Genomic DNA, 24213 nt, shown 5'->3' with positions numbered 1-24213 from the left:
CGTGAGCACCATCCTCGAGATGCGCTCGATCACCAAGGAGTTCCCCGGCGTCATCGCGCTCGCCGACGTGTCGCTGACCGTCGAGCGCGGGACGGTTCACGCCATCTGCGGCGAGAACGGCGCCGGCAAGTCGACCCTCATGAAGGTGCTCAGCGGTGTGTATCCCGCGGGCGACTACCGCGGTGAGATCGTCTTCGACGGCCAGACCGTCGAGTTCAAGGACATCCGCGACAGCGAAGCGGCCGGCATCGTCATCATCCACCAGGAGCTCGCCCTGAGCCCTTACCTCTCGATCGCCGAGAACATCTTCCTCGGCAACGAGATCACCCACCGCGGTCTCATCGACTGGGATGCCACGAACCGCGAGGCCTCGAAGCTGCTCGCGCGCGTGGGACTCGGCGACAGCCCCGACGTGCCGGTGAACGAGATCGGCGTCGGCAAGCAGCAGCTCGTCGAGATCGCCAAGGCGCTGTCGAAGGACGTCAAGCTCCTCATCCTCGACGAGCCGACCGCGGCTCTCAACGACGACGATTCCGAGCACCTGCTCGATCTGATCCGCCACCTCCGCGGCCAGGGCATCACCTGCATCATCATCAGCCACAAGCTCAACGAGATCCGCGCGATCGCGGACGAGGTCACGATCATCCGTGACGGTCGCACCATCGAGACGCTCGACGTCGCGACCGGCGGCACGAGCGAAGACCGCATCATCCGCGGCATGGTCGGCCGTGAGCTCGAGAACCGCTACCCCGACCGCGATGTGGAGATCGGCGAAGAGGTCCTGCGCATCGAGGACTGGAACGTCAGCCACCCCACGGATGCCACCCGCACCGTCATCCATCAGGCCAACCTGAACGTGCGCGCCGGCGAGGTCGTCGGCATCGCGGGCCTCATGGGCGCCGGACGCACGGAGCTGGCGATGAGCGTCTTCGGCAAGAGCTTCGGCTCGCGGATCTCCGGCAACGTCTACATCCGCGGGCAGAAGGCCGACACCTCGACCGTCCCCGCGGCGATCCGCAGCGGCCTGGCGTACGTGACCGAGGACCGCAAGGGTGCCGGTCTCAACCTCATCGACACGATCAAGCGCAACATCTCGCTGGCCGGGATGCGCAAGCTCGTCAAGGGCGGCTGGGTCGACGGCGACGAGGAGTACCTGGTCGCCAATCGCTACCGCAAGTCGATGAACATCAAGGCGCCCAGCGTCGATGTGGTCGTGGGCAAGCTCTCGGGCGGCAACCAGCAGAAGGTCGTGCTGTCGCAGTGGCTGTTCTCCGACCCCGAGGTGCTCATCCTCGACGAGCCCACCCGCGGCATCGACGTCGGTGCCAAGTACGAGATCTACACGATCATCAACTCCCTCGCGGCGCAGGGGAAGGGGGTGCTCGTCATCTCCTCGGAGCTGCCCGAGCTCCTCGGCATCTGCGACCGCATCTACACCCTCAGCGAAGGCCACATCACCGGCCAGCTGCCCATCGAAGAGGCCACCCCGGAGGCCCTCATGGTGCTCATGACGAAGGAAAAGGAAGCCGACCATGTCAGCGCTTGACAACACCGTGACCCCGCAGGGTCCCGCAACGCCGAAGGGCCCCGTCGGCGGTGGCGCCGGTAGTGGCAGTGGTGCCGGCGGCATCGTGCAGTTCTTCACGTCGCGCCTGCGCGAGATCGGCATCTTCATCGCGCTGATCGTCATCGTGCTGCTGTTCCAGGCCCTCACCGGCGGGCGCCTGCTCACCGCGGGCAACGTGTCGAACATCATCGTCCAGAACAGCTACATCCTGATCCTCGCGATCGGCATGGTGATGATCATCATCGCCGGCCACATCGACCTCTCGGTGGGATCGGTCGCGGCCTTCGTCGGCGCCGTCTCCGGCGTGCTGATCGTGCAGTGGGGCCTGCCCTGGTGGCTCGGCATCCTGCTCTCGCTCGTGCTCGGCGCGGTGGTCGGCATGTGGCAGGGCTTCTGGGTGGCGTACATCGGCATCCCGGCGTTCATCGTGACCCTGGCGGGCATGCTCCTGTTCCGAGGCCTCACGCAGATGACCCTCGGCAACACGCAGATCACGCCCTTCCCGACCGAGTACCGCCAGCTCGGCGGCGGGTACCTGTTCCCCGACCTCTTCCCGGCGTCCAGCTCGCCGGCGGAGTGGATCACGGTCGCCCTCGGCGTGCTCACCCTCGTGCTCTTCGTCGCGTCGCAGGTGCGTCAGCGCGCCAAGCGCGCGGCCCTGGAGCTGCAGAACGAGCCGACCGCGGCGTTCCTGGTGAAGGTCATCGGCGGCGGCGCCCTCATCGCGTACCTGACCTACCTGCTGGGTGTCGCGCCCGGATCGCGTGGCACGCCCATCGTGCTCGTCGTGCTGGCGCTGCTCATCATCGGGTACTCGACCGTCATGAGCCGCAGCGTCTTCGGTCGCCACATCTACGCCATCGGCGGCAACCGTACCGCCGCGAAGCTCTCGGGCATCAACACCCGTCGCGTCGACTTCCTGCTCTTCGTGAACATGGGCGTTCTCGCAGCCCTCGCCGGCATCGTCTTCACGGGCCGCCTGAACTCCGCCGGTCCCGGCGCCGGAAACCTCTTCGAGCTGGACGCCATCGCGGCCTCCTTCATCGGTGGTGCCGCCGTTCAGGGTGGTGTCGGTCGCGTGGTCGGCGCGATCGCCGGTGGTCTGGTCATGGGTGTGCTCAACAACGGCATGTCGCTCATGGGCATCTCGACCGACGTGCAGCAGTTCATCAAGGGTCTCGTGCTGCTGCTGGCCGTGGCCTTCGACGTGTGGAACAAGAACCGCACCCGCGGTTGAGCCTCGCTCCGTCCGCAACGCCCCGTCGCCTCGTGCGGCGGGGCGTTGCCGCGTTCCGTGGGGGAGGATGGATCGGATGACACCTTCCCGAGCCCTTCGTGCGGCCGCCGTTCTCCTCGCCGTGACGGTCGGTCTCACCGCCTGCGCCCCGGCGCGCGCGACCGCCCCCGGCTCGAGCGACGGCGCGGGTGTCATCGGGGTGGCGTTGCCGACGACGGCCGACGCGGTGTGGAGCCGCGGAGCGGACGCACTGAGCCGCGAGCTCACGGCGCGCGGGTATCGCGTCGACCTGCAGTTCGCCGCCTCCGACGCGCGCACCCAGGCCGCCCAGGTGCGCAACATGCTCACGAAGAGCGTGGATGCCGTGATCGTCGCGCCGTTGGCATCCGGTGACCTGTCGACGTCGGTCGCCGCCGCCGACGAGACGGGGGTACCGGTCATCGCGTTCGGGCGGTCGCTCGAGGGCCTCGGCGTCGCCGGGGCGATCGCGTTCGACCCGACCGCGCTCGGGCGCGCGCAGGCGCAGGCTCTGCTCGCCGACCTCGCCGATGCGCCCACCGTCGAGGAGGTGTCGCCGAGCCCGACCCCGTCGCCGACGACGTCCGACGCGACGGGCCTCGTCCCGACCGAGGAGCCGGGTACGGCGCGGGTCGCCGTGCTGAGCGCCTCGGAGTCCGACGCCTGGGAGAGCGCGCGGTACGACGCCGCGATGGCCGCTCTGCAGTCGGCGATCGAGGCGGGTCGCATCGAGATCGTGTCGGGGGCGACGCGCGATGCCGCCCTCGTCGACGGCGACACCGCCGAGGGACAGGCCGGCGCGGCCGAGAAGCGCGTCCGAGCGCTCCGGGAGGGTGCGCTGGACGAGGTGCCCACGGCGGTGCTCGCTCTCGGCGACGCGGTGACGCGCGGCGTCGTGACCGCGCTCACGACCGACCCGCCCGAGGCCGACGGCGAGACCGCCTCGCCGACCCCCTCGCCCGCCGCGACCGACGGCGGTGCCGACGCCGGGCCCGCCCGCGCCCCGCTCGTCGTCGGATCCGGCGCCGACCCGCTGACCGTGCGAGCGCTGCGCGACGGCGACCTCGACGCCGCTGTCTTCGCCGATCCGCGGGCGCTCGTGTCCGCGACCGCCGACGCCGTCGAGGCGGTGCTCGACGATCGCGACGTTCCCGTCGAGGCCGCGGACGAGGTGTCGCCGAGCATCTTGCGCGCCGACGACGTCGAAGAGCTGATCGCCTCCGGCTGGATCTCGGGCGACGAGCTCTGACCGCGCCTTTTCGGGTTATCCCGAAGCGGCGCGGGGGCTGACCGGGCGGTGCTCGCGCCGGCCGCGCCCTAGCGTGGACCGCATGACCACGGCATCCGTTCTCCCGCCTCCTCCGCCGGTTCCCGGCGCGCCCGTTGACACCGCCCCGCCGACGGGCGGCGTGCCGGAGAAGGTGCGCGTCGCCTCGCCGGGCCGCGTCGCCGCGGCGGTCGCCCACCTGGCCGCGTTGGGTGTGATCGGGCCGGCCGTGTTCACGGGACTCTTCAGCCTGCTGGGCTCGGGCTTCGGCCTGCTCGCCGCGCTGCTGGTGGGCGTGATCGTGCTCGTCGTCTTCGTCTACGCGCTCTTCGCCGTCGCCTGGTTCGAGCGGGCGCGCGTCGACGGGCTCTACGGCCTGGGACTCGCGCCGCTGCGGCCGCGCCGGAGTGCGAAGCCGGGCTTCGTCGGGGTGCTGCACTCGATCTGGCTTCAGGCCATCGATCCGCTGCAGTGGCGGGCGGTGGCGTCGTTCTCGATCGCGACCGTGATGGGGCTCGTGACGGTGACCGCCCTCGCCGGACTCGCGTGGGGCCTCGCCCTGGTCGTCAGTCCGATTTTCGGGTGGTCGAACACCCGGTTCCTCGACCTGATCCCGCTGCAGGGTGCCGCGGTTCCGCTCGGGGGTGCCGTCGCGATCCTCGTCGCGATCGCCGCCGTCATCGGCCTCGCGATCCTCGACGGCGTCATCGTGCGGGCGATCTTCGTCCCCTCGCGTGAGGCGCAGCTCGTCGAACAGGCCCGCACCTCCGATACCCGCCGGGCGGGAGCGGTGCGCGCGGCCGAGGTCGAGCGCACGCGCATCGAACGCGATCTGCACGACGGCGTTCAGCCGCGCCTGGTCTCGATCGGCATGACGCTGGGTCTCGCGCAGACCAAGATCGACGACGACCCCGAGGCCGCCAAGGCGCTCGTGGCCGAGGCGCACGCCTCGACCAAGTCGGCCATCACCGAACTGCGGCAGCTCGCCCGCGGCATCCACGCCTCGGTGCTCGAGGATCGGGGCCTGGATGCCGCCCTCTCGGCGCTCGCGTCGCGCTCGCACATCCCCGTGACCCTCGACGTGCGGCTGCCCCGCCGCTGCGGACGCGCCGCCGAGGAAGCGGTCTACTTCGCGATTGCGGAGACCCTCACCAACGCCGCCAAGCACTCCCGTGCCGCCGCGTGCCGCGTCGACGTACGGGTGCGCGACGACGGCTCGTTGTGGGCCCGCGTCGAGGACGACGGACTCGGCGGAGCGCGGGTCGTGCCCGGCGGCGGGCTCGACGGCATCGTCAACCGCGTGACGGCCGCGGGTGGCACCGCCCGCATCGACAGCCCCCAGGGCGGACCGACCACCGTGGAGGTGAACGTCCCGTGCGCATCCTGATCTGCGAGGACTCCGTGCTGCTGCGCGAGGGACTCGTGCGCCTGCTCGCCGACGACGGCCACGAGGTGGTCGCGGCCCTGCCCGACGCGAACGGCCTGGAGGCCGCGGTCGCCGAAACGGCGCCCGAGCTGTGCATCCTCGACGTGCGGCTGCCGCCGACGTGGACCGACGAGGGCATCCGCGCCGCGATCGCGCTGCGGTCCCGGCATCCGGGGCTCGCCGTGCTCGTCCTGTCGCAGTACGTCGAGGAGCGCTACGCGAGCGACCTGATCGCCGACGGCCAGGGGGCCTTGGGCTACCTGCTCAAGGACCGGGTGGCCGATGTCGCCGACTTCCTCGCCGCCGTGGCATCCATCGCCGCCGGCGCCACCGTGCTCGACCCGGAGGTCGTGGCGCAGCTGCTCACCCGGCGGCGACGCGACGAACGCCTGCAGAGCCTGACCGAGCGCGAGCGGGCCGTGCTGGCCCTGATCGCGGAGGGGCGCTCGAACCAGGCCATCGCCGGAGCCCTGTTCGTCAGCGAGGCGAGCGTCGAGAAGTACATCACCGCCATCTTCACCAAGCTCGGCCTGGAACAGGACGAGACCGGCAACCGCCGCGTCATCGCCGCCCTCGTGCACCTGGGCCACGATCACACCGGAGCGACCTCATGACCACGCAGGCCCCCTTCTCCGCCCCCGCCGCCCCCTTCTCCGCCCCCGAGCCGCCCCGCCGTCGCGGCGCCGCTCTCGCGGTGTCGGTCGTCACGATCGTGGTCGGCGCGTGCGTCGCGCTCGGCACGATCGCCGGCACCGGGGCATCGGCCGTCGTGGTGTTGCGCGACGCCGATCGCGGCTCCGTCCGCGTGGATGACACGGCACGGGCGGTGGGGTCGCTCGACGTCGACGTCACCGGGGGAGCGCTGACGATCGCGTACGGCGACGTCGAGAACGCGCGGCTCGACGCGACGACCGGGCGGGCGGGATGGACGTTCGAGCGCCGCGGAGACGCCCTGCGCGTCGCCTCGCCGAACGGGACGTTCGTCGGCTGGGGATCGGGATCATCCGCCACGATCACGCTCCCGCGGGACTGGGCGACCACCGGTCCCGGCGTCGACGCGCAGATCAGCGGCGGCACGCTCGACCTCCAGGGCGAGTACGGCACCGTGTCGATCAGAGTGGCCGGGGGGACCGCGACGCTCGACGGCGCCGCGGCCGACCTCGACCTGTCGGTCTCGGGAGGATCGGCGTCGGTGCAGCTGCGCGACGTCGGCACTGCCGCGTTCGACGTGGCCGGCGGCGAGATCACCGGTCAGCTGCGCGGATCCACCCCCGTGCGCACCGACATCGAGCTGGCGGCCGGCTCGCTCGATCTGCGCCTGCCCGACGACGAGTACCGCGTGAGCGTCGACGACGGCCTGGGCTCCGTTGACAACGCCCTGCGCACCAGCGCCACGGCCACCGCCGAGGTCGACGTCACCGCGACGATGGGCGAGGTGCGCCTGCGCTCCTGAGCGTCCGGGATCGCGTGAGTCGCCAAAATCTGTCGCTTCGGGAGCCCCCGAAGCGACAGATTTCGGCGACTCACGCCCCCTTCAGCGCCTTCGTGATGCGCTGCGGCGAGACCGGCTCGGCGGTGCCGAGACGCTGGGCGAACAGGCTCACGCGCAGCTCCTCGAGCAGCCAGCGCGTCTGCACGAGGGTCGCGGGGGCGTCGGCGGGGAGGGGGATCGTGCCCCCGGCCTCGGTGAACGCGGTCGCGGAACGCTCGTACTCGGTCTGCCGCTGGCGGTCGCGGCCGGGGTTGTCCGACAGGGTCTTCACGCGCTCCAGCGCTCCCGCCAGATAGCGGGGGTAGTGCTGCAGGCGGTGAAGCCCCGTGCGCGAGAGGAAGCCGGGGAAGATCAGGCCCTTCACCTGCCCCCGCACGTCGTTGAGCGCTCCCAGCAGCGTGATCGATGCGGCATCCTTCATGGCCCTCTCGACCTCGCGCTGCGCGAGCAGGATCCTGGCCGCGAGCGACACCGTCTGGAAGGTGCGCTCGACCGAGACGGCGGAGAACGCATCCCGCACGCGCTCGAAGTCGGCCTTCGTGCGCACGACACCGCTCGGCGCCTCACGCAGGAGCACGTCGTCGGCGAGGGCCACGCGCGCGTCCTCGATCAGCGCCTTCGCGTTCTGGTACGGGGATGCCGCGAGCGCCAGCTTTTCGTTCGCGGTGAGGTGGTCGAGCACGTACGTCGCGGGCGAGGGCACGGCGAGCAGCATCAGACGACGGATGCCGGCGCGGGTGTGCCGCGCGGCATCCTCCGGGGTGGCCTCCACCCGCAGGGCGACGCTGTCTGCCTCGTCGACGAGAGCCGGATAGCCGCGCACGACGCCTCCCGCGACGGGGGTGTCGACGACCTCGGTGAGCTCGTCGAGGTCCCACGTGGTGAGTTTCGTCCGGGACGCGAAGGCGGGGGAGGCCTCGGCGACCTTCGCGGCCGACCGTGCGGCGGGTCGCTCGCGCGTGACGGCGGACTCGACGCTGGAGCGGGCGCGATCGGCCAGACGACGCTGCAGCGCCCCGAGGTCGCGGTCGCTGCCGATCGCCCGGCCGCGGGCGTCGACCGCGCGGAACGAGGGGAGCAAGTGCGCGGGGACGCGCTCGATCTCGAAGTCGGCGGCGCTCACCCGCTGGTTCGCCACGCGCTGCACGAGGGCGGCGAGGGAATCGACGAGCGTCGTCTTCGGCAGACCGTTCGCGTGCTCGGGGCCCTTCTCGGCCAGTTCGGCGCTGAATTTCTCGGCCCAGTCGGCGGCCGGCACGACGTTGCGCCGAATCGTCTTGGGCAGAGCTCGCAGGAGCGCGGTCACCAGCTCGTCGCGCATGCCCGGCACCTGCCAGTCGAAGCCGTCGGGGCGCAGCTGCGCGAGCAGCGGCAGCGGCACGACGACCGTGACGCCGTCGTCGGGCGCGCCGGGCTCGAAGCGGTAGGCGAGGTTCAGCGTCTGGTCGCCCTGGCGCCAGCGCGCGGGGAAGGCGCGGTCGTCGCCCTGCGCGCGGTCGCCGGTGAGGTCGGACTCGCGCAGGTCGAGCAGATGGGGCGTGCGGGCGCTGGCGTCCTTCCACCACGTCTCGAACGAGCGCACGTCGGTGACGTCGGCCGGGATGCGGGCGTTGTAGAACGCGAACACCGCCTCGTCGCCGACGAGGATGTCGCGACGGCGCTCGCGCTCCTCGATCTTCTCGAGCAGCCGGCGCTGCTCCTGATTGCGGCGCAGGAACGCGGTGAGGCGCTTGTCGAGCACCGAGGGGTCCCACTCGCCCTCGACCAGCGCGTGTCGCACGAACATCTCGCGCGCGAGCGGGCGGTCGAAGCGCGCGAGCTGCACCCGGCGGCGGCCGACGAGCTCGACCCCGAAGAGGGTGACCTTCTCGTAGGCGGCCGCGGAGCCGGCATCCTTCGACCAGTGCGGCTCGCTCAGCGAGCGCTTCACGAGGTCGGGGGCGAGCTCCTCCGCCCACGCCGGGTCGACGGCGGCGACCGTGCGCGCGAACAGGCGCGAGGTCTCGACGAGCTCGGCGGCCATGACCGCGGAGGGACGCTTCTTCTTCAGCCCCGACCCGGGGAAGATCGCGAAGCGGGCACCGCGCGCGCCGATGTACTCGCCCTTGACGGGGCGGGTCTCGCCGGGAGCCTTGCGGTCCTTGGTCTGCGCCATCGTGCGGGGATCCAGGATGCCGAGGTGCGACAGCAGTCCGGACAGGATCGCGCGGTGGATGGCGTCGCCCGCGGCGTGGCCCTCTGGTGCGGCGTGCCCCTCTGAGGCCGTCCCTGCGGACCCTCGTCCCCTTTCTGACGGTGCATGTCCCGAAGAGTGCGACTTCGAGCGCCCTGCACCGGCCATAAGTGGGACATGGCTCTTCGCGCCGCGCGCGGCAGCGCGACCCTCGCCGGGCCCGCCGTTGCCGGAGCCGCCGCGCCCGCCGGATCCCTCGCCCGAGGCGCCCAGCGACCGCAGCTGCCGGTGCACGTCGATCCACTCGCGCACCCGCACGTAGTTGAGGTGCTCGCTGCGGCACAGGCGCCGAAACGCGCTCGAGCCGAGCTCGGCCTGCTTCTCCTGCAGGTAGTCCCACAGGTTCAACAGCGAGAGGAAGTCGCTGGTGGGGTCGGTGAATCGTGCGTGGAAGCGATCGGCCTCCTCGCGGCGATCCTCGGGGCGCTCGCGCACGTCCTGGATCGACATGCCCGACACGATCGCGAGCACCTCGCTCGACACGTCGCCCCGGCGCGCCTCGATCAGCATGCGGGCGAAGCGCGGGTCGATCGGCAGCCGGGCGATCTCGCGGCCGATCTCGGTGAGTCGGGGCCCGGTGTCGTCACGGCGCCCGCGGCGCTGTCGCGACGGGTCGCCGTCGTCGCGCACGTCGCGCTCGCGCGAGGCGTCGGTGCGCGAGGTGTCCGCGCGCGACCCGGGCGCGGGCAGCTTCACGGCGCCCAGCTCGACCAGCAGGTCGAACGCCGCCTTCACGCCCCGCGAGTCGGGCGGGGTGAGGAACGGGAACGCCTGAATGTCACCGAAACCGAGGGAGAGCATCTGCAGGATGACGGATGCCAGCGAGGTACGCAGGATCTCGGGCTCGGTGTACTCGGGGCGACGGGTGAAGTCGTCTTCGGAGTAGAGGCGGATCGCGATACCCGGCGACGTGCGGCCCGCGCGGCCGGAGCGCTGCTGCGCCGAGGCCTGCGACACGGCCTCGATCGGCAGGCGCTGGATCTTCGACCGGTTGCTGTAGCGCGAGATGCGTGCGGTGCCGGTGTCGACGACGTACCGGATGCCGGGGACCGTGAGGCTCGTCTCGGCGACGTTCGTGGCGAGGATGACGCGGCGGCGCACGCCCGCGACGCTCGAGCGCTCGAAGACGCGGTGCTGCTCCGCCGCGGAGAGGCGGCCGTATAGCGGCAGCACCTCGGTGGGGGCCGCGTCCTTCTGATACGCCCCGCGGATGGCATCCGCCGCGTCGCGGATCTCGGCCTCGCCGGGGAAGAAGACGAGTACGTCGCCCGCCGGCTCCCGGTCGAGTTCGCGCAGGGCCGCGACGACGGCCCCGACCTCGTCGACGTCGTCGGCCTCGCGCGCGGTCTTGCCGGCCGGCCGTGCAGAACCCCGGAGACTCGACGGCGAAGAAGCCGCGCGACCGCGAGATGACGGGGCCCCGCCGTCGTCGGCATCCGGAATCTCAGGAGTTTCGGCCGCGCCGTCGGCGCCGTCGAGCGGCCGGTACCGGATCTCGACCGGGTACGTGCGCCCCGACACCTCGATGACCGGCGCCGGCACCGGGTCGCCGCCGGGCTCGGCGGGGGGAGCGGCGAAGTGACGCGCGAAGCTCTCGGGGTCGATGGTCGCCGAGGTGACGATGACCTTGAGGTCGGGGCGCTTCGGCAGGATGCGGCGGAGGTACCCGAGCAGGAAGTCGATGTTGAGCGAGCGCTCGTGCGCCTCGTCGACGATGATCGTGTCGTAGCGGCGCAGCAGCCGGTCGCGGTGGATCTCGTTGAGCAGGATGCCGTCGGTCACCAGCGCGACGCGCGTGTCGGCCGAGACCTTGTCGGTGAAGCGCACCTTGTAGCCGACGGTGGAGCCGAGCGGCACCTGCATCTCCTCGGCGATGCGCTCGGCGATGGTGCGCGCGGCGATGCGGCGGGGCTGCGTGTGGGCGATCGAGGTGCGCCCGAGCTCGAGGCAGATCTTGGGCAGCTGGGTGGTCTTCCCCGACCCCGTTGCGCCCGCGACGATCACGACCTGGTTGTCGCGGATCGCGCGCGCGATCTCGTCCCGCGCGGCGCTGACGGGCAGCTCGGGCGGGTAGACGATGACGGGTTCGACAGACACAGCCTTCCAGCGTATCGCTCGCGGGCCGCGTGAGTCGCCAGATTCCGTCGCTTCACAGGCCCTGACGGCGACATATCGTGGCGACTCACGCGAGGGGGTCTACGGCATCTGCGCCTTCTGCGCGAGGATGCGGCGGGCGGCGGCGTCCACCTTCGCGGCGAAGGCGGGGTCGGACTCGGCGCGCGAGAGCACGGCCTGGTGCATCTCGGGGTACACCGAGGGGTCGGCCGAGACGAGGAGCAGGTCGACGCCGGCGTCGACCGCGAGCGTCGCGCGATCCGCGGGAGACCACGGCTGCACCTGGCGGGCGGCCGAGAGGTCGTCGACCGTGACCACCCCGTCGAACCCGACGGCGTCGCGCAGCACGTCCACGACCGCGGGCGAGAAGGCGGCGGGAGCGGAGGGGTCGATCCGCGCGTAGATCGCGGTCGAGAGCATGACCACGGCGGGTCCCTGGGGCAGCACCGAGGAGTACACCCCGACGTCGGGGCCGTCGGAGGTGACCGTCTCGTCGGTCACGCCGGTGGAGTAGTCGGTGTTGTCGTCGACGTGCCCGAGGCCCGGGAAGTGCTTGAACGTCGGCAGCACCCCTCCGTCGCGCATCCCCGCGGCGAACGCGCCCGACTTGGCGGCGACGGTCGTCCCGTCGTAGCCGTACTCGCGCGCGAGTTCGCCGATCGGGGGGTTGGATGCCGCGAACTCCGCGCTCGTGACGATGTCGGCGACCGGGGCGAGGTTCATGTTCACCCCGGCCGCAGCCAGTTGCGCGCCCCAGGTCGCCGCGCTCGCGCGGAGGGCGGCGTCGTCGGATGACGCCTGATCGAGGGCCGAGGGGATGTCGTCGAACCCCGGGCCCGAGAGCACCTGCACCGTGCCGCCCTCCTGGTCGGTGGCGACCCACAGCGGGGGCCGGCCCGCGGGCACGGTCGAGGTGAAACCGCTCACGAGCTGCGCGGTCGCCGGGGTGCCGGCATCCGACCGCCCGTGCAGGAAGATGCCGCCGATGTGGTCGTCCTGCACCGCCGCCATCGTCGTCGGGTCGGCGCCGTCGACCGAGGTGCCGACCATGAACATCTGCCCGACCTTGTCGGCCAGGCTCATGCCCTCGAGCGGATCGGGCGTGCGCGTGGGGGTGGGCGTCGTCGTGGGGAGGGCAGTGGCGGATGCCGATGGGGTCGGCGGGGCGGCCGCGGGAGCGCAGCCCGCGAGGGCGAGCGCCGCGGTCGCGACGAGCAGCGAGAAGCGGGCGGGGGTCTTCACCCCTCGATGCTGTCCCATCGACCTGAACGTCCGGTCCCCGCGCGGGGGGCTTGCGTCCGGCCGAGCGAATCGTTCGACGCGGGATCAGCCGTTCCCCGCGGAGCAGGTCGCCTGATCCGCCTTCGTGCCGTTGATGTTCTCGGGCAGGTCGACGACGCCCGGTGCACCACTCGCATCGGGGGAGGCGCTGGCATCCGGAGCGGGGGTCTCCTCGGACGGAGCGGCGGGTTCCTCGGTGGGAGCCGACGGATCGGCGACCACGCCGCGGCCCGCCTCGCCGGTGATGGTGAGGGGAGCGTTGGCGGCGAGCGCCTCGAACAGCACCTGCGCCGAGGCCTCGTCGGGGGCGACGCGGTTGCTGTCGAACGGGTCGTCGACCACGGGGTACTGCACGAAGGTGATGTCGGAGAACGGCACGTCCTTGAGCGTGTACGCCAGCTGCGCGATGCGGACGGGGTCGGCGAGGCTCTCGCTCGGCTGGATGTTGTTGACGGCCGTGTTCGCGAGGCCGATGAGCGTGCCCGGGTTGGACAGCACCTCGTCGCTGCGCAGCTTGTTGACCAGCCGCGACATGTACTGCTGCTGGTTGCCGATACGGGCGAGGTCGCTGCCGTCGCCGATGCCCTTGCGCGTGCGCAGGAAGGCGAGGGCGTCGAACCCCTTGACCACGCGAGGACCGGCCTCCCACTGGATGCCGGCATCCGGGTCGTCGATCCCGTCGCCGCCGATGCACACCTCGATGCCGCCGATCGCGTCGGTGATGTTGACGACGTTGCCGAAGCTCACCTTCGCCGCGAAGGGGATGCTCTGCCCGGTCAGGTTGGAGACCGTGTCGGCGACGCAGGACAGACCGCCGTCTTCGAACGCGGTGTTGATCGAGGCCCGATCGGTGCCGCCGAACACGGAGCCGTCGTCGTTCGTGCACTCCGGGATGGCGACCTGCAGGTCGCGCGGGAACGACACCACGGTGGCGCGCCGCGGGTTCGCCGAGACGTAGAGCAGCATGTTGACGTCGTTGCGCGCGCCGTCGTTCTCGGGGTCGGTGCAGCGCGGTCCGAACGCCGCCGCCACGACGTCGTCGCACTCGTCGGTGCCGACCACCAGCACCGCGAAGGGCTCGGTGTACTCGCTCAGCGCGGGCGGCTCTGCCGGAGCGTCCTTCAGCGGCACCGAGGCCTCCTGCAGGCGACTCGTCAGCGACCAGGCGTAGAAGCCCCCCACCGCCACGCCGGCGACGACGATCACGGCGGCCGCGATCGCGATCAGCTTGAGGCCGCGGCGGACGCCGGACTCGGGGCGCCGTCGCGCGTGTCTCGGGGTGGGGCTGGCGTGCATGGGGGTAGTCAATCACGCGAGGACGGACACGTCCTGATGCCGGGCCGCGGCGGCATCCGTCGGTGGGTCGGAGACCGCCCCGCAGCGACGACGGGGCGGCCGGATGATCCGACCGCCCCGCCGCCTCTCAGGCCCGCGCGGATTACTGTCCGCCCTCCGTGAGCGTCACCTCGATCGGGGTGTACTCGCCGTCGACGGTGACCCCCTCGTCCTTCAACGCGCTGAGGGCCGCCTCGATGTACTCGTTGGAGTACGCGGATGCCGCGGGCTCGGTCGTGATGAGGTTCAGCCCGTCCTGGTTGACCGCCTTGAGAGCGCCGTCGACGGTCTGCTGCCACGCGTCGGCGTCGATCATGCCGAAGTCGCCCCCGGTCCAGATGAGCTTGTTCACCTCGTTCATCTGCCACAGCTGGTGGGTGGGACCGACCGGGAAGGCGTCGACTCCCGGGGCGGTCGCGGCGGTGTACGTGATGTCGGCGGCCTCGGTGGGGTTGTCGCGGGCGAACACCCAGCCCTTGATGACGGCCTTGAGGAACCGCGTAGCGGCGTCGGCGTAGGCGGGGTCGTCGGCGAGGCGCGTCGTGTCGGCCCAGATGGCGTCCTGGAGCATGGCGCCGGCGGTGTCCTCGTACGAGATCACGTCGATGTCGTCCATCGTGTATAGCTTCCCGGTGGCGGGGTTCACCGTCTCCAGCAGCTGCGCGAGCTCGTTGTAGGTCATGGCCTGCGCGGCATCCACGTCCTTGTCGAGGAGGGCGTTCATCGAGAAGTCCTGCGTCGTGATCTGCACGGTCGAGGCGTCGAGCCCCTTGTCGGCCATGGCCGCGAAGATCTCCCACTCGTTGCCGAAGCCCCACGAACCGATGCGCTTGCCCTCGAAGTCGTCGACGCTCGTGATGCCCGAGCCCTTCCACGACACCTGGGTGGTCCCCGACTTCTGGAACACCTGCGCGATGTCGGTGAGCTCGACGCCCTGGTTCTCGAGGGTGCCGAGGACCTTGGGCACCCAGGCGACGGCGAAATCGACGTCTCCGGCGACGAGGGCGTCCTGGGGGACGATGTCGCCACCCGAGGGCAGCACCTCGACGTCGTCGAAGCCCTCCTCCTGGAAGTAGCCCTTGTCGAGGGCGACGTAATAGCCGGCGAACTGCGCCTGCGGGAGCCACTGCAGCTGGAGCTTGAGGGAGGTGAGCGGAGTGAAGTCGCCGTCGGCGGCGGCCTGCTCGGAGCTTCCGCCGCCGGAGCAGGCGGAGAGCGCGAGGGCCGCGACGCCGACCCCGGCGATCGCGCCGAGGGCGCGTCGGGTGCTGTATCTCATGGTGGGTCCTTCCGGATCGGGTGGAGCGCGTGTGTCGGGTGGTGCAGGCTCTTTCGTGAGGGGTGGATGCCGGTCAGCTCCGCGGGCGGCCGGCGCCGAGACGGCGCGCGACGACGCGTTCGAGCAGCGCGGTGACGAGGAAGAAGACGAGACCGATCGCGATGCCCCCGGCCACGAACGCCCAGGCGAGGGCGGCGCGCCCCGATTTGGCGTAGGTGGCGATGGCGGTGCCGATCCCGTCGGCGGGGCCGCCGAAGTATTCGGCCACGAGGGCGGAGATGACGGCGAGGGATGCCGCGACCCGCACGCCCGTGACGAGGTAGGGCAGGGCGGTGGGCAGGGTCAGGCGGAGGAACGTCTGGCCTCCGCTCGCGGCGGTGGCGCGGAACAGGTCGCGCTGGACGGGGCGTGTCTGGCGCAGCCCCCGGAGGGTGTTCACGAACACCGGGACGAAGGCGGCGATGCCGGCGACGGCCTGTCGACCGAACTGGCTCGACGCGCCGAACATCGTGTTCAGGATGGGGGTGAGCGCCACGATCGGCACGACCGCGAGGGCGGCGACCAGGGGAGCGGTCATGCCGTCGACGGGCCGCCAGGTCGCAGCCAGCGCGGCGAGCAGCACGGCGATCACGGTGCCGGCGAGGAGCCCCACGAGCGCGTTCGTCCCCGTGATGCCCGCGGCCTCGGCGATGAGTCCGACGCGTCCGACGAACTCCGCGCCCACGGCGAAGGGATCGGGGAGCATGCGCGGGGCGTTCCCGGAGGCGACGAAGGCGTACCAGGAGAGCAGGCCCGCGAGACCGACCACCAGGGGTGCGGTCCATCGCGCCCACGCGGGCAGCGGTGCGGCGGTCATCGCTCGTTCGCCCGGTGCATCGGCGAGCCGTGCAGTGCCTCGCGCACCGCCGTGACCCGGGCGAAGTACTCGGGCGACTCGCGCAGAGATTCGTCGCGCGCGCGCCCGGGGCGGGTGTCGATCACGTCGGTGATGCGGCCGGGGCGCGGGCTCATCACCACCACGCGGTCCGACAGGAACACCGCCTCCGGGATCGAGTGGGTGACGAAGACGACGGTCGCCCCCGTCTCGGCCGCGATGCGGGCGAGTTCGGACTGCAGGCGCTCGCGCGTCATCTCGTCGAGGGCGCCGAAGGGCTCGTCCATCAGCAGCAACCGCGGCGAGGCCGCGAGCGCGCGGGCGATGGCGACGCGTTGCTGCATCCCGCCGGAGAGCTGGTCGGGGTAGCGGTCGACGAAGTCGGAGAGGCCGACGAGTTCGGCGAGTTCGGCGACGCGCGCGTCGCGACGGGCGCGCGTCCAGCGGTGCAGCTCGAGGGGGAGGGCGATGTTCGCCGCGACCGTGCGCCACGGGAGGAGCCCGGCCTGCTGGAAGGCGATGCCGTAATCCTGGTCGAGGCGGGCCTGCCGCGCGGTCTTGCCGGCCAGGGCGAGCTCTCCGCCGCTGGCGGTGTCGAGGTCGGCGATGAGGCGCAGCAGCGTGGATTTGCCGCAGCCGGAGGGACCGATGAGCGAGATGAACTCGCCAGGCGCGATGTCGAGGTCGACGTCGGTCAGGGCGACGACCTCGCCGCCCGCGCTCAGGAAGACCTTGCTCAGGCCCCGGGCCCGGACCGCGCTCGTGAGGGTGTCGGTGCTCATGCGGTGTCCTCTCCGCGACGGAAACGATGAAGTGCGACGCCCACCAGGGCGACGCCGCCCGCGGCGACCAGGCCCATCGCGACGGTGCCGAAAGTGGGTGCCCAGGGAGCCGCCGGATCGGACGAGGCTTGCCCTACGAGCTGGATGAGCATGCGGCCGATGCCTCCGCGCAGACCGATCGACACCTCGGCGACGACCGCGCCGACCACAGCCGAGGCCGCGGCCAGGCGCAGGGCCGGGAGCAGGTGCGGAACCGCCGCGGGAAGACGCAGGTGCACGAGCGTCTGCCCCCAACCCGCCGAGCTCGCGCGCATGAGGTCGAGGTGCAGGGCGTCGGGCGCCTCGAGACCGCGGAGCATGCCGACGGCGATGGGGAAGAAGGCCAGATAGGAGGCGATCAGCGCCACCGAGAACCACTGCGGCCAGGGGAATCCGGAGCGGTCGATCTGCGTCCCCAGCGCATTGACCACCGGTGCGAACGCGATCAGCGGCACGATCTGGCTGACGACGATCCAGGGGAGCAGACCCGCCTCCACCACCCGCCAGCGTTGCATCGCGATGCCGAGCAGCGAGCCCACGACGACGCCGATGAGCCAGCCGAGGGCGGCCAGGGCGAGCGTGGTCCCGGCCGCCTGCACCACCGAGACGATCAGCGGCGGGGTGTCGCCCCCGCTCGTCGGCGCGAACAGGCGCGCGATCATCTCCCCGACGTGCGGCATGGCGCGATCGTGCGTGCGAGGGAGCAGGATGACGCCCGACCCGGCCGACCCGTCGCCTCCGACGGTCACGCCGTCGGCGGGTCCGAGCAGCTTGTAGAGCTCCCAGGCCGCGATGACCGCGGCGACGCCGGCGACTCCCCAGCCCACCCTCACCGCCGCGGCGCGCCCACGCGCGGAACGGGGAGCCCGCGGCATCCGTTCCTCCCCGGCGATCCCGGCGACCCCGGGGGCGACGACCTGATCCGTCACGGCCGGCTCACCGCTTCGCCGTCACCGGGGGAGTGAGCGCGGGGATCACGGTCTCGCCGTAGACCCGCATCGTCTCCTCCTTGTTGTCGTGCTGGAGGTAGCCCGCGAACTGGGTGACGCCGAGCGCACGCAGCTTCTCGAGCTTGGCGATGTGCTCCTCGGCGGTGCCGAGCACGCAGAAGCGCTCCACGATCTCGTCGGGCACGAAGTCGACGTGGTCGTTGTGACTCTTGCCGTGCGAGTTGTAGTCGTAGCCCGTGCGGCCGGCGATGTAGTCGGTGAGCGCCGCGGGCACGTCGGAGCCCTCGCCGTATTTCGCGACGATGTCGGCGACGTGGTTGCCCACCATCCCGCCGAACCACCGGCATTGCTCGATCATGTGCGCGCGGCTCTCCGGTGTGTCCTCGCCGATGTACATCGGCGCGGCGACGCAGAACGCGATCTCGTCGGGGTCGCGCCCAGCGTCCTCGGCGGCTTTGCGGACGGTCGCGATCATCCACTCGGCGATGTCGAGGTCGGCCAGCTGCAGGATGAAGCCGTCGGCCACCTCGCCGGTGAGTTTGAGGGCGAGAGGGCCGTAGGCGGCGACCCACACGTCGAGCTCCGACCCGCGGCTCCACGGGAACTGCAGCGTGGCGCCGTTGTACTCCACGGCGCGGGAGTTGCCGAGCTCGCGGATGACGTGCACCGACTCCCGCAGGGCCTTCAGCGTCGTGGGGCGCCCGTTGGTCACGCGCACCGCGGAGTCGCCGCGGCCGATGCCGCAGATCGTGCGGTTGCCGTACATCTCGTTGAGCGTGGCGAACGTGGATGCCGTGACCGTCCAGTCGCGGGTCGCGGGGTTGGTCACGAACGGTCCCACGATCACGCGGCGCGTGGCCGCGAGGATCGCGGAGTGGATGACGTAGGGCTCCTGCCACAGCAGGTGCGAGTCGAAGGTCCACACGTGGCTGAAGCCGTGGGCCTCGGCCAGCTGCGAGAGCTGCACCGTGCGGGCGGCCGGGGGGTTCGTCTGCAGGACGACGCCGAAATCCATGGGTGCTCCGCTCAGATCAGGTACTGGCTGAGGCCGCGCTTGACGAAGCGGCCGTCGCCCTTGGTGCCGAGGTAGGCGCCGTCGTCGACGACGACCTTCCCGCGCGAGATGACCGTGTCGACGTGCCCGTCGATCTCGTAGCCCTCCCACGCGGAGTGGTCCATGTTCATGTGGTGGGTCTTGCCCACGCCGATGGACGTGTGCCCGGCCGGGTCGTACACGACGACGTCGGCATCCGCTCCCGGGGCGATGACGCCCTTCTTGCCGTACATGCCGAACATGCGCGCCGGCGTCGTGCTGGTCAGTTCCACCCAGCGCTCGAGGGTGATCTGTCCCGTCACGACGCCCTGGTACATGAGGTCCATGCGGTGCTCGACCGAGCCGATGCCGTTGGGGATGGCCCGGAAGTCCCCCTGGCCGAGGGTCTTCTGGTCCTTCATGCAGAACGGGCAGTGGTCGGTTGAGACCATCTGGATGTCGTTGGTGCGAAGCGCCTGCCACATGTGGTGCTGATGGCCCTCGTGCTTCGAGCGCAGCGGGGTCGAGCACACCCACTTGGCTCCCTCGAAGTCGCCCCACTCCTCGCTCGAGGCGCCGAGCTGGTCTTCGAGCGAGAGGTAGAGGTACTGCGGGCACGTCTCGCCGAAGACGTTCTGGCCGTTGTCGCGGGCCCACGCGAGCTGCTCGACGGCCTGCTTGGCGCTGACATGCACGACGTACAGCGGCGCCCCGGTCAGGTGCGACAGCATGATCGCGCGGTGCGTGGCCTCCTCTTCCATCTGCCACGCGCGGGCGACGCCGTGGAAGTACGGCGAGGTCTTGCCCTTCTCGATGAGCTGCTCGGCCAGCACGTCGATGACGGGGCCGTTCTCCGCGTGCATCATCGTCAAGAGCCCGGTGTCGGCCGCGACCTGCATCGCGCGCAGGATCTGGGCGTCGTCGGCGTAGAAGACGCCGGGGTAGGCCATGAACATCTTGAAGCTCGAGATGCCCTCGTCGATGAGTCCGGGCAGGGCCGCGAGGGAGTCGGCATCCACCCCTCCGACGATCTGGTGGAAGCCGTAGTCGATCGCGCAGTTGCCCGCGGCGAGCTCGTGCCAGTGGGCCAGGCCGTCCTGCACGCGCTCGCCGGCGCGCTGCACGGCGAAGTCGACGATCGTGGTCGTCCCGCCCCAGGCCGCAGCCCGGGTGCCCGTCTCGAACGTGTCGGACGCGCTCGTCCCGCCGAAGGGCAGCTGCATGTGCGTGTGCGCGTCGATCCCGCCGGGAATGACGTACTTGCCCGTGGCGTCGATGACGGTGTCGACGGATGCCGCGAGGTCGTGGCCCAGCAGGGTCGACCCCGGCGCGAGGACCGCGGCGATCATCTCGCCGTCCAGCAGCACGTCGGCGGCGGTGCGGCCCGTCGCCGAGACGACGGTGCCTCCCGTGAGCAGGGTGGTGGCCATCGTCAGGCCTCCACGATCTCGCCGTAGGTGTCGGGACGGCGGTCGCGGTAGAACTGCCAGTCGTCGCGCATCTGCTGCACGAGGTCCATGTCGAGGTCGCGGATGAGGATCTCCTCGTGCTCGGCCGAGCCCACGGTGCCGACGTGGTTCCCCCGCGGGTCGATGACCTGGCTCGTGCCGTAGAAGGTGACGGCATCCTCGCCGTACTCGTTGTCCTCGCGGCCCACCCGGTTCGGCTGCAGCACGAAGTAGCCGTTGGCTACCGCCGCGCACGGCCCCTCGACCTCCCACAGGCGGTTCGACAGGCCCGGCTTGGTGGCGTTGGGGTTGAAGACCATGTGGGCGCCGTTCAGTCCCAGCTCGCGCCAGCCCTCGGGGAAGTGCCGGTCGTAGCAGATGTACATGCCGACCTTGCCGACGGCGGTGTCGAAGACGGGGTAGCCGAGGTTGCCCGGGCGGAAGTAGAACTTCTCCCAGAACTTGTCGAGGTGCGGGATGTGGTTCTTGCGGTAGCTGCCGAGCACGGTGCCGTCGGCGTCGACGAGCACCGAGGTGTTGTAGTAGACCCCGGTCTGGGCCTCCTCGTAGATGGGGAGAACGCTCACCAGGCCCAGCTCCTTCGCGAGGGCGGCGAAGCGCTGCACGATCGGGCCGTCGACGGGCTCGGCGTAGCGGTAGTACTTCTGGTCCTGCGTGATGCCGAAGTAGGGACCGTAGAACAGCTCCTGGAAGCACACCACCTCCGCCCCGCGGGCCGCGGCGTCGCGGGCGAACTGCTCGTGCTTGTCGAGCATCGATTCCTTGTCACCGGTCCACGTGGTCTGCGTGATCGCCGCTCGCACCGTCGTCATGGGTTCTCCTCGTCCGTGCCGGGCCCGCGCCGGGCGGGGGCCGTGTTCTGTTACTGTCGCGCCTGAACATTTCCCGACGATTTCTTCGGGTGACTTCGCCGTTAATTGGAGGACGATGCTCGCGCCCACGGCTCTCTCCTCGCGTTCCGCGGCGGGATTGGCGGCCGAGATCGCCCGCCTCGTCACCGACGGCACGCTCGAACCGGGCGAGCGCCTGCCCACCGTGCGCGAGGTGGCCGCCGAGCTGGGCCTGTCCACCGGCACGGTCGCCGCGGCCTGGCGCGCGCTCGCCGAGGCCGGCGTCGTGACCTCCCGCGGACGCGCCGGGACGTTCGTCCGCGCGGAGCGGCGGGAGTGGCTGAGCCCGCGCGTGCGGGGGATGGCCGCCCCCGAGACGCCCGGGGCGACCCCTCCCACCCCGCGGGGACTCGGGGGACGGGTGGGAGCCGGCATCCGGCTCGACCTGTCGCTCGGCACCCCCGACCCGGCAATGCTGCCCTCGATCGAGCGCGCCCTCTCGCTCGCGCGCCCGCGCGCCGACACCGGTCGCTACCACGACCTTCCCGTGCTGCCCGAGCTGCACGAGGTGCTCGCGGCCGACTGGCCGGTGCCCACGGTCGAGGCGCTCACCGTCGTCGACGGCGCCTTCGACGGCATCTCCCGCGCGGTCGACCAGGTGGTGCGCTTCGGCGACCGGGTCGCGGTCGAGTCGCCCGGATTCCCGTACATCTTCGACCTCGTCGACGCCACCGGCAGCGTCGTGCTCCCGCTGCAGAGCGACGCCGACGGCATCCTCCCGGCAGCCCTGGCCCGGTCCCTCGCGCAGCGCCCGTCGACGCTGCTCGTGCAGACCCGCGCGCAGAACCCCACCGGGGTCTCGATGTCGGTCGAGCGGGCGCGGCGCCTGGCCGACGTTCTGCTGACGGTGCCGGGCGGCCGCGGGGTCACCGTCATCGAAGACGACCACTCCGCGCTCATCGCCACGGCCCCGGCCGTCACCCTGGCGCGATGGATCCCCGCCCAGGTCGTGCACGTGCGCGGCTTCAGCAAGTCGCACGGTCCCGATCTGCGCATCGCCGCTCTCGGTGGACCCGCCGACATCGTCGAGCGGATCGTGCGTCGCCGCATGCTCGGCCCGGGCTGGACCTCGCGCCTGCTGCAGTCGGTGCTCCTGGAGCTGCTCACCGATCCGCGCTCGATCGCCCCCGTGCGCACCGCCCGGCTGATCTATCGCGACCGCCTCGACCGGCTCACGGCGGCCCTGCGCCGCCTCGGCATCGACGTCGGGGCGCCCGACGGGATCAACCTGTGGCTCCCGGTGCGCGACGAGCGCGCGGCCCTGGTCTACCTGGCCGCCGAGGGCATCGCGGTGGCGGGCGGGCGTCCGTTCCTCGCCGACCCCGCGCCCGAGGTGCAGAGGGTGCGGGTGACCGCGGGCTCGGTCACCGAGAACGTGCGTCTCGTGGCCGAGGCGCTCGCCCGCGCCGCCGCGGCTCCGCCCCTGTCGTAGGCGGTCGTCAACCCCCGGGTCCGGTGTCGGAGGGGGCTTCTAGGGTGGATGCCATGACCGTTCCTTCTGTTCAGCTCAACGACGGAAACTCCATCCCCCAGCTCGGCTACGGGGTGTTCCTCGTGCCCGCCGACGACGCCGAGCGCGCCGTTTCCGAGGCCCTCGAGGTCGGCTACCGCCACATCGATACCGCCGCGATCTACAAGAACGAAGAGGGCGTGGGCCGCGCGATCGCCTCCAGCGGCATCGCGCGCGACGAGCTCTTCATCACCACCAAGCTCTGGAACGACCGCCACGAGGGCGACGAGCCGCTCGCCGCGATCGACGAGAGCCTGCAGAAGCTCCAGCTCGACGCCGTCGACCTGTACCTCATCCACTGGCCCACGCCGAAGAACGACAACTACGTCCACGCGTGGCAGAAGATGATCGAGATCCGCGAGGCCGGAAAGACCCGCTCGATCGGCGTCTCGAACTTCCTCGTGCCGCACCTCGATCGCATCGTCGCCGAGACGGGCGTCACCCCCGCCGTCGATCAGATCGAGCTGCACCCCGCCCTCAGCCAGCGCGAGATCGCGGCCTGGGGCCAGGAGCACGACATGCACATCGAGTCGTGGGGCCCGCTCGGCCAGGGCAAGTACGACCTGTTCGAGCTGCCCGCGGTGAAGGATGCCGCAGAGGCGCACGGCAAGAGCCCCGCCCAGGCCGTGCTGCGCTGGCACATCCAGCACGGCTTCATCGTGTTCCCCAAGTCGGTGCGCCGCGAGCGTCTGGAAGAGAACTTCGACCTGTTCGACTTCGAGCTCTCCGCCGACGAGATGGCCGCGATCGACGCCGTCGACCCGGGCGACGGCTCGGGCCGCGTGGGCACCCACCCCGACGACCTCAACTGAGGTCGGCGCACCCGCGCAGATGAACCGCCTCGCGAACGCCTCGAGCCCCTACCTGCGGGCCCACGCCGACAATCCCGTCGCGTGGTTCCCGTGGGGGGCCGAGGCGTTCGCGCTCGCGGCCGAGAGAGACGTCCCCGTGATGGTCTCGATCGGCTACAGCACCTGTCACTGGTGCCACGTGATGGCGCGGGAGTCGTTCCAAGACGCCGAGACCGCCGCGGCCCTGAACGCCGGCTTCGTGTCGATCAAGGTCGACCGCGAAGAGCACCCCGACGTCGACGCCGCCTACCTCGATGCCGCCAGTGCGTTCACTCCCCACCTCGGTTGGCCCCTAGGGCGCGTTGCTAAATCCTGTTCCGCAGGGGCGGGGCGATCCTTGAAGCGTGTCGCGAGATGTCATCACAGATGAGGCGTGGGAGCTGATCAAGGACGTGTTTCCGCCGGCGAGGACGCGTGGTCGCCCTCCCGTCGCTCGGCGCATGGTTGTCGAGGCGACCGCGTGGCGGTTCCGGACGGGGACGGCGTGGCGTGATCTGCCCGAGCGGTTCGGGAACTGGAACACGATGTACAAGAACTTCCGTCGCTGGGCGGCCGACGGTGTCTG

General features: G+C 71.3%; 19 protein-coding genes and 1 pseudogene. 10 read left to right on the top strand and 10 right to left on the bottom strand.

Annotated features, from left to right (window positions below):
• Positions 1–19 precede the first annotated feature (19 nt).
• The 6 genes from mmsA to Q0818_RS07390 all read left to right on the top strand — a co-directional run bounded on the left by mmsA (position 20) and on the right by Q0818_RS07390 (position 6968).
• Positions 20–1546 (top strand): multiple monosaccharide ABC transporter ATP-binding protein, encoded by a 1527-nt coding sequence (gene mmsA / locus Q0818_RS07415; RefSeq protein WP_298874211.1) that lies wholly within the window; start codon positions 20–22, stop codon positions 1544–1546.
• Positions 1533–2804, top strand: coding sequence for a multiple monosaccharide ABC transporter permease (gene mmsB, locus Q0818_RS07410; protein WP_298873199.1), 1272 nt, complete (start codon positions 1533–1535; stop codon positions 2802–2804). Before mmsA ends, mmsB begins: the two co-directional genes overlap by 14 nt.
• Before the next feature lie 76 nt (positions 2805–2880).
• Positions 2881–4071, top strand: a complete 1191-nt coding sequence (locus tag Q0818_RS07405; protein ID WP_298873197.1) for a substrate-binding domain-containing protein — start codon at positions 2881–2883, stop codon at positions 4069–4071.
• An 82-nt stretch (positions 4072–4153) separates the two neighbouring features.
• Positions 4154–5476, top strand: a complete 1323-nt coding sequence (locus Q0818_RS07400; RefSeq protein ID WP_298873195.1) for a sensor histidine kinase — start codon at positions 4154–4156, stop codon at positions 5474–5476.
• Positions 5464–6129, top strand: coding sequence for a response regulator transcription factor (locus Q0818_RS07395; RefSeq protein WP_298873193.1), 666 nt, complete (start codon positions 5464–5466; stop codon positions 6127–6129). Before Q0818_RS07400 ends, Q0818_RS07395 begins: the two co-directional genes overlap by 13 nt.
• Positions 6126–6968 carry a hypothetical protein gene (locus Q0818_RS07390; protein ID WP_298873191.1) on the top strand — a complete coding sequence of 281 codons (843 nt, stop codon included), beginning with the start codon at positions 6126–6128 and terminating at the stop codon, positions 6966–6968. The genes Q0818_RS07395 and Q0818_RS07390 overlap by 4 nt, the downstream gene beginning before the upstream one ends.
• 70 nt (positions 6969–7038) lie before the next feature.
• On the opposite strand, the gene Q0818_RS07385 is transcribed toward Q0818_RS07390, so the two are convergent.
• From Q0818_RS07385 to Q0818_RS07340, 10 genes are all read right to left on the bottom strand, one after another.
• On the bottom strand, positions 7039–11337 hold the full coding sequence (locus Q0818_RS07385) for a DUF3418 domain-containing protein (protein WP_298873189.1): 4299 nt from the start codon (positions 11335–11337) through the stop codon (positions 7039–7041).
• Between the two features lie 99 nt (positions 11338–11436).
• The gene (locus tag Q0818_RS07380; RefSeq protein ID WP_298873187.1) at positions 11437–12597 is read right to left on the bottom strand and encodes a glycoside hydrolase family 3 N-terminal domain-containing protein; all 1161 of its coding nucleotides are present in this window, start codon (positions 12595–12597) and stop codon (positions 11437–11439) included.
• 84 nt (positions 12598–12681) lie between these two features.
• On the bottom strand, positions 12682–13932 hold the full coding sequence (locus tag Q0818_RS07375; RefSeq protein WP_298873185.1) for an LCP family protein: 1251 nt from the start codon (positions 13930–13932) through the stop codon (positions 12682–12684).
• A 142-nt stretch (positions 13933–14074) separates the two neighbouring features.
• Positions 14075–15250 carry an ABC transporter substrate-binding protein gene (locus Q0818_RS07370; protein ID WP_298873183.1) on the bottom strand — a complete coding sequence of 392 codons (1176 nt, stop codon included), beginning with the start codon at positions 15248–15250 and terminating at the stop codon, positions 14075–14077.
• A gap of 73 nt (positions 15251–15323) precedes the next feature.
• A complete protein-coding gene (locus tag Q0818_RS07365) occupies positions 15324–16106 on the bottom strand; it encodes an ABC transporter permease (protein WP_298873181.1) in 783 nt (260 codons plus the stop codon).
• Positions 16103–16906 carry an ABC transporter ATP-binding protein gene (locus Q0818_RS07360; RefSeq protein ID WP_298873179.1) on the bottom strand — a complete coding sequence of 268 codons (804 nt, stop codon included), beginning with the start codon at positions 16904–16906 and terminating at the stop codon, positions 16103–16105. The genes Q0818_RS07365 and Q0818_RS07360 overlap by 4 nt, the downstream gene beginning before the upstream one ends.
• Positions 16903–17874, bottom strand: a complete 972-nt coding sequence (locus tag Q0818_RS07355; protein WP_298873177.1) for an ABC transporter permease — start codon at positions 17872–17874, stop codon at positions 16903–16905. The genes Q0818_RS07360 and Q0818_RS07355 overlap by 4 nt, the downstream gene beginning before the upstream one ends.
• 7 nt (positions 17875–17881) lie before the next feature.
• The gene (locus Q0818_RS07350) at positions 17882–18910 is read right to left on the bottom strand and encodes a TIGR03842 family LLM class F420-dependent oxidoreductase (RefSeq protein ID WP_298873175.1); all 1029 of its coding nucleotides are present in this window, start codon (positions 18908–18910) and stop codon (positions 17882–17884) included.
• An 11-nt stretch (positions 18911–18921) separates the two neighbouring features.
• Entirely contained in the window at positions 18922–20358 is a 1437-nt protein-coding gene (gene hydA, locus Q0818_RS07345; protein ID WP_298873173.1) for a dihydropyrimidinase, read from the bottom strand.
• Positions 20359–20360: 2 nt separating this feature from the next.
• Positions 20361–21209, bottom strand: coding sequence for a nitrilase-related carbon-nitrogen hydrolase (locus tag Q0818_RS07340; RefSeq protein ID WP_298873171.1), 849 nt, complete (start codon positions 21207–21209; stop codon positions 20361–20363).
• Positions 21210–21324: 115 nt separating this feature from the next.
• On the opposite strand from Q0818_RS07340, the gene Q0818_RS07335 reads away from it, so the two are divergent.
• The 4 genes and pseudogenes from Q0818_RS07335 to Q0818_RS07320 all read left to right on the top strand — a co-directional run.
• Positions 21325–22719: an aminotransferase class I/II-fold pyridoxal phosphate-dependent enzyme gene (locus Q0818_RS07335; protein ID WP_298873169.1), complete on the top strand. Its 1395-nt coding sequence runs from the start codon at positions 21325–21327 to the stop codon at positions 22717–22719.
• A 53-nt stretch (positions 22720–22772) separates the two neighbouring features.
• Complete coding sequence (locus tag Q0818_RS07330) at positions 22773–23609, top strand: aldo/keto reductase (protein WP_298873167.1); 837 nt, start codon at positions 22773–22775, stop codon at positions 23607–23609.
• Between the two features lie 19 nt (positions 23610–23628).
• Positions 23629–23943, top strand: a pseudogene (locus Q0818_RS07325) (DUF255 domain-containing protein); the annotation flags it as partial.
• A 49-nt stretch (positions 23944–23992) separates the two neighbouring features.
• The coding region (locus Q0818_RS07320) for a transposase (RefSeq protein WP_366943127.1) at positions 23993–24213 on the top strand (221 nt) is incomplete at its 3' end.

The sequence above is a fragment of the uncultured Microbacterium sp. genome (assembly GCF_947489255.1).
Classification (GTDB): Bacteria; Actinomycetota; Actinomycetes; order Actinomycetales; family Microbacteriaceae; genus Microbacterium; species Microbacterium phycohabitans.
This window is presented reverse-complemented; position numbering and strand designations above follow the sequence as displayed.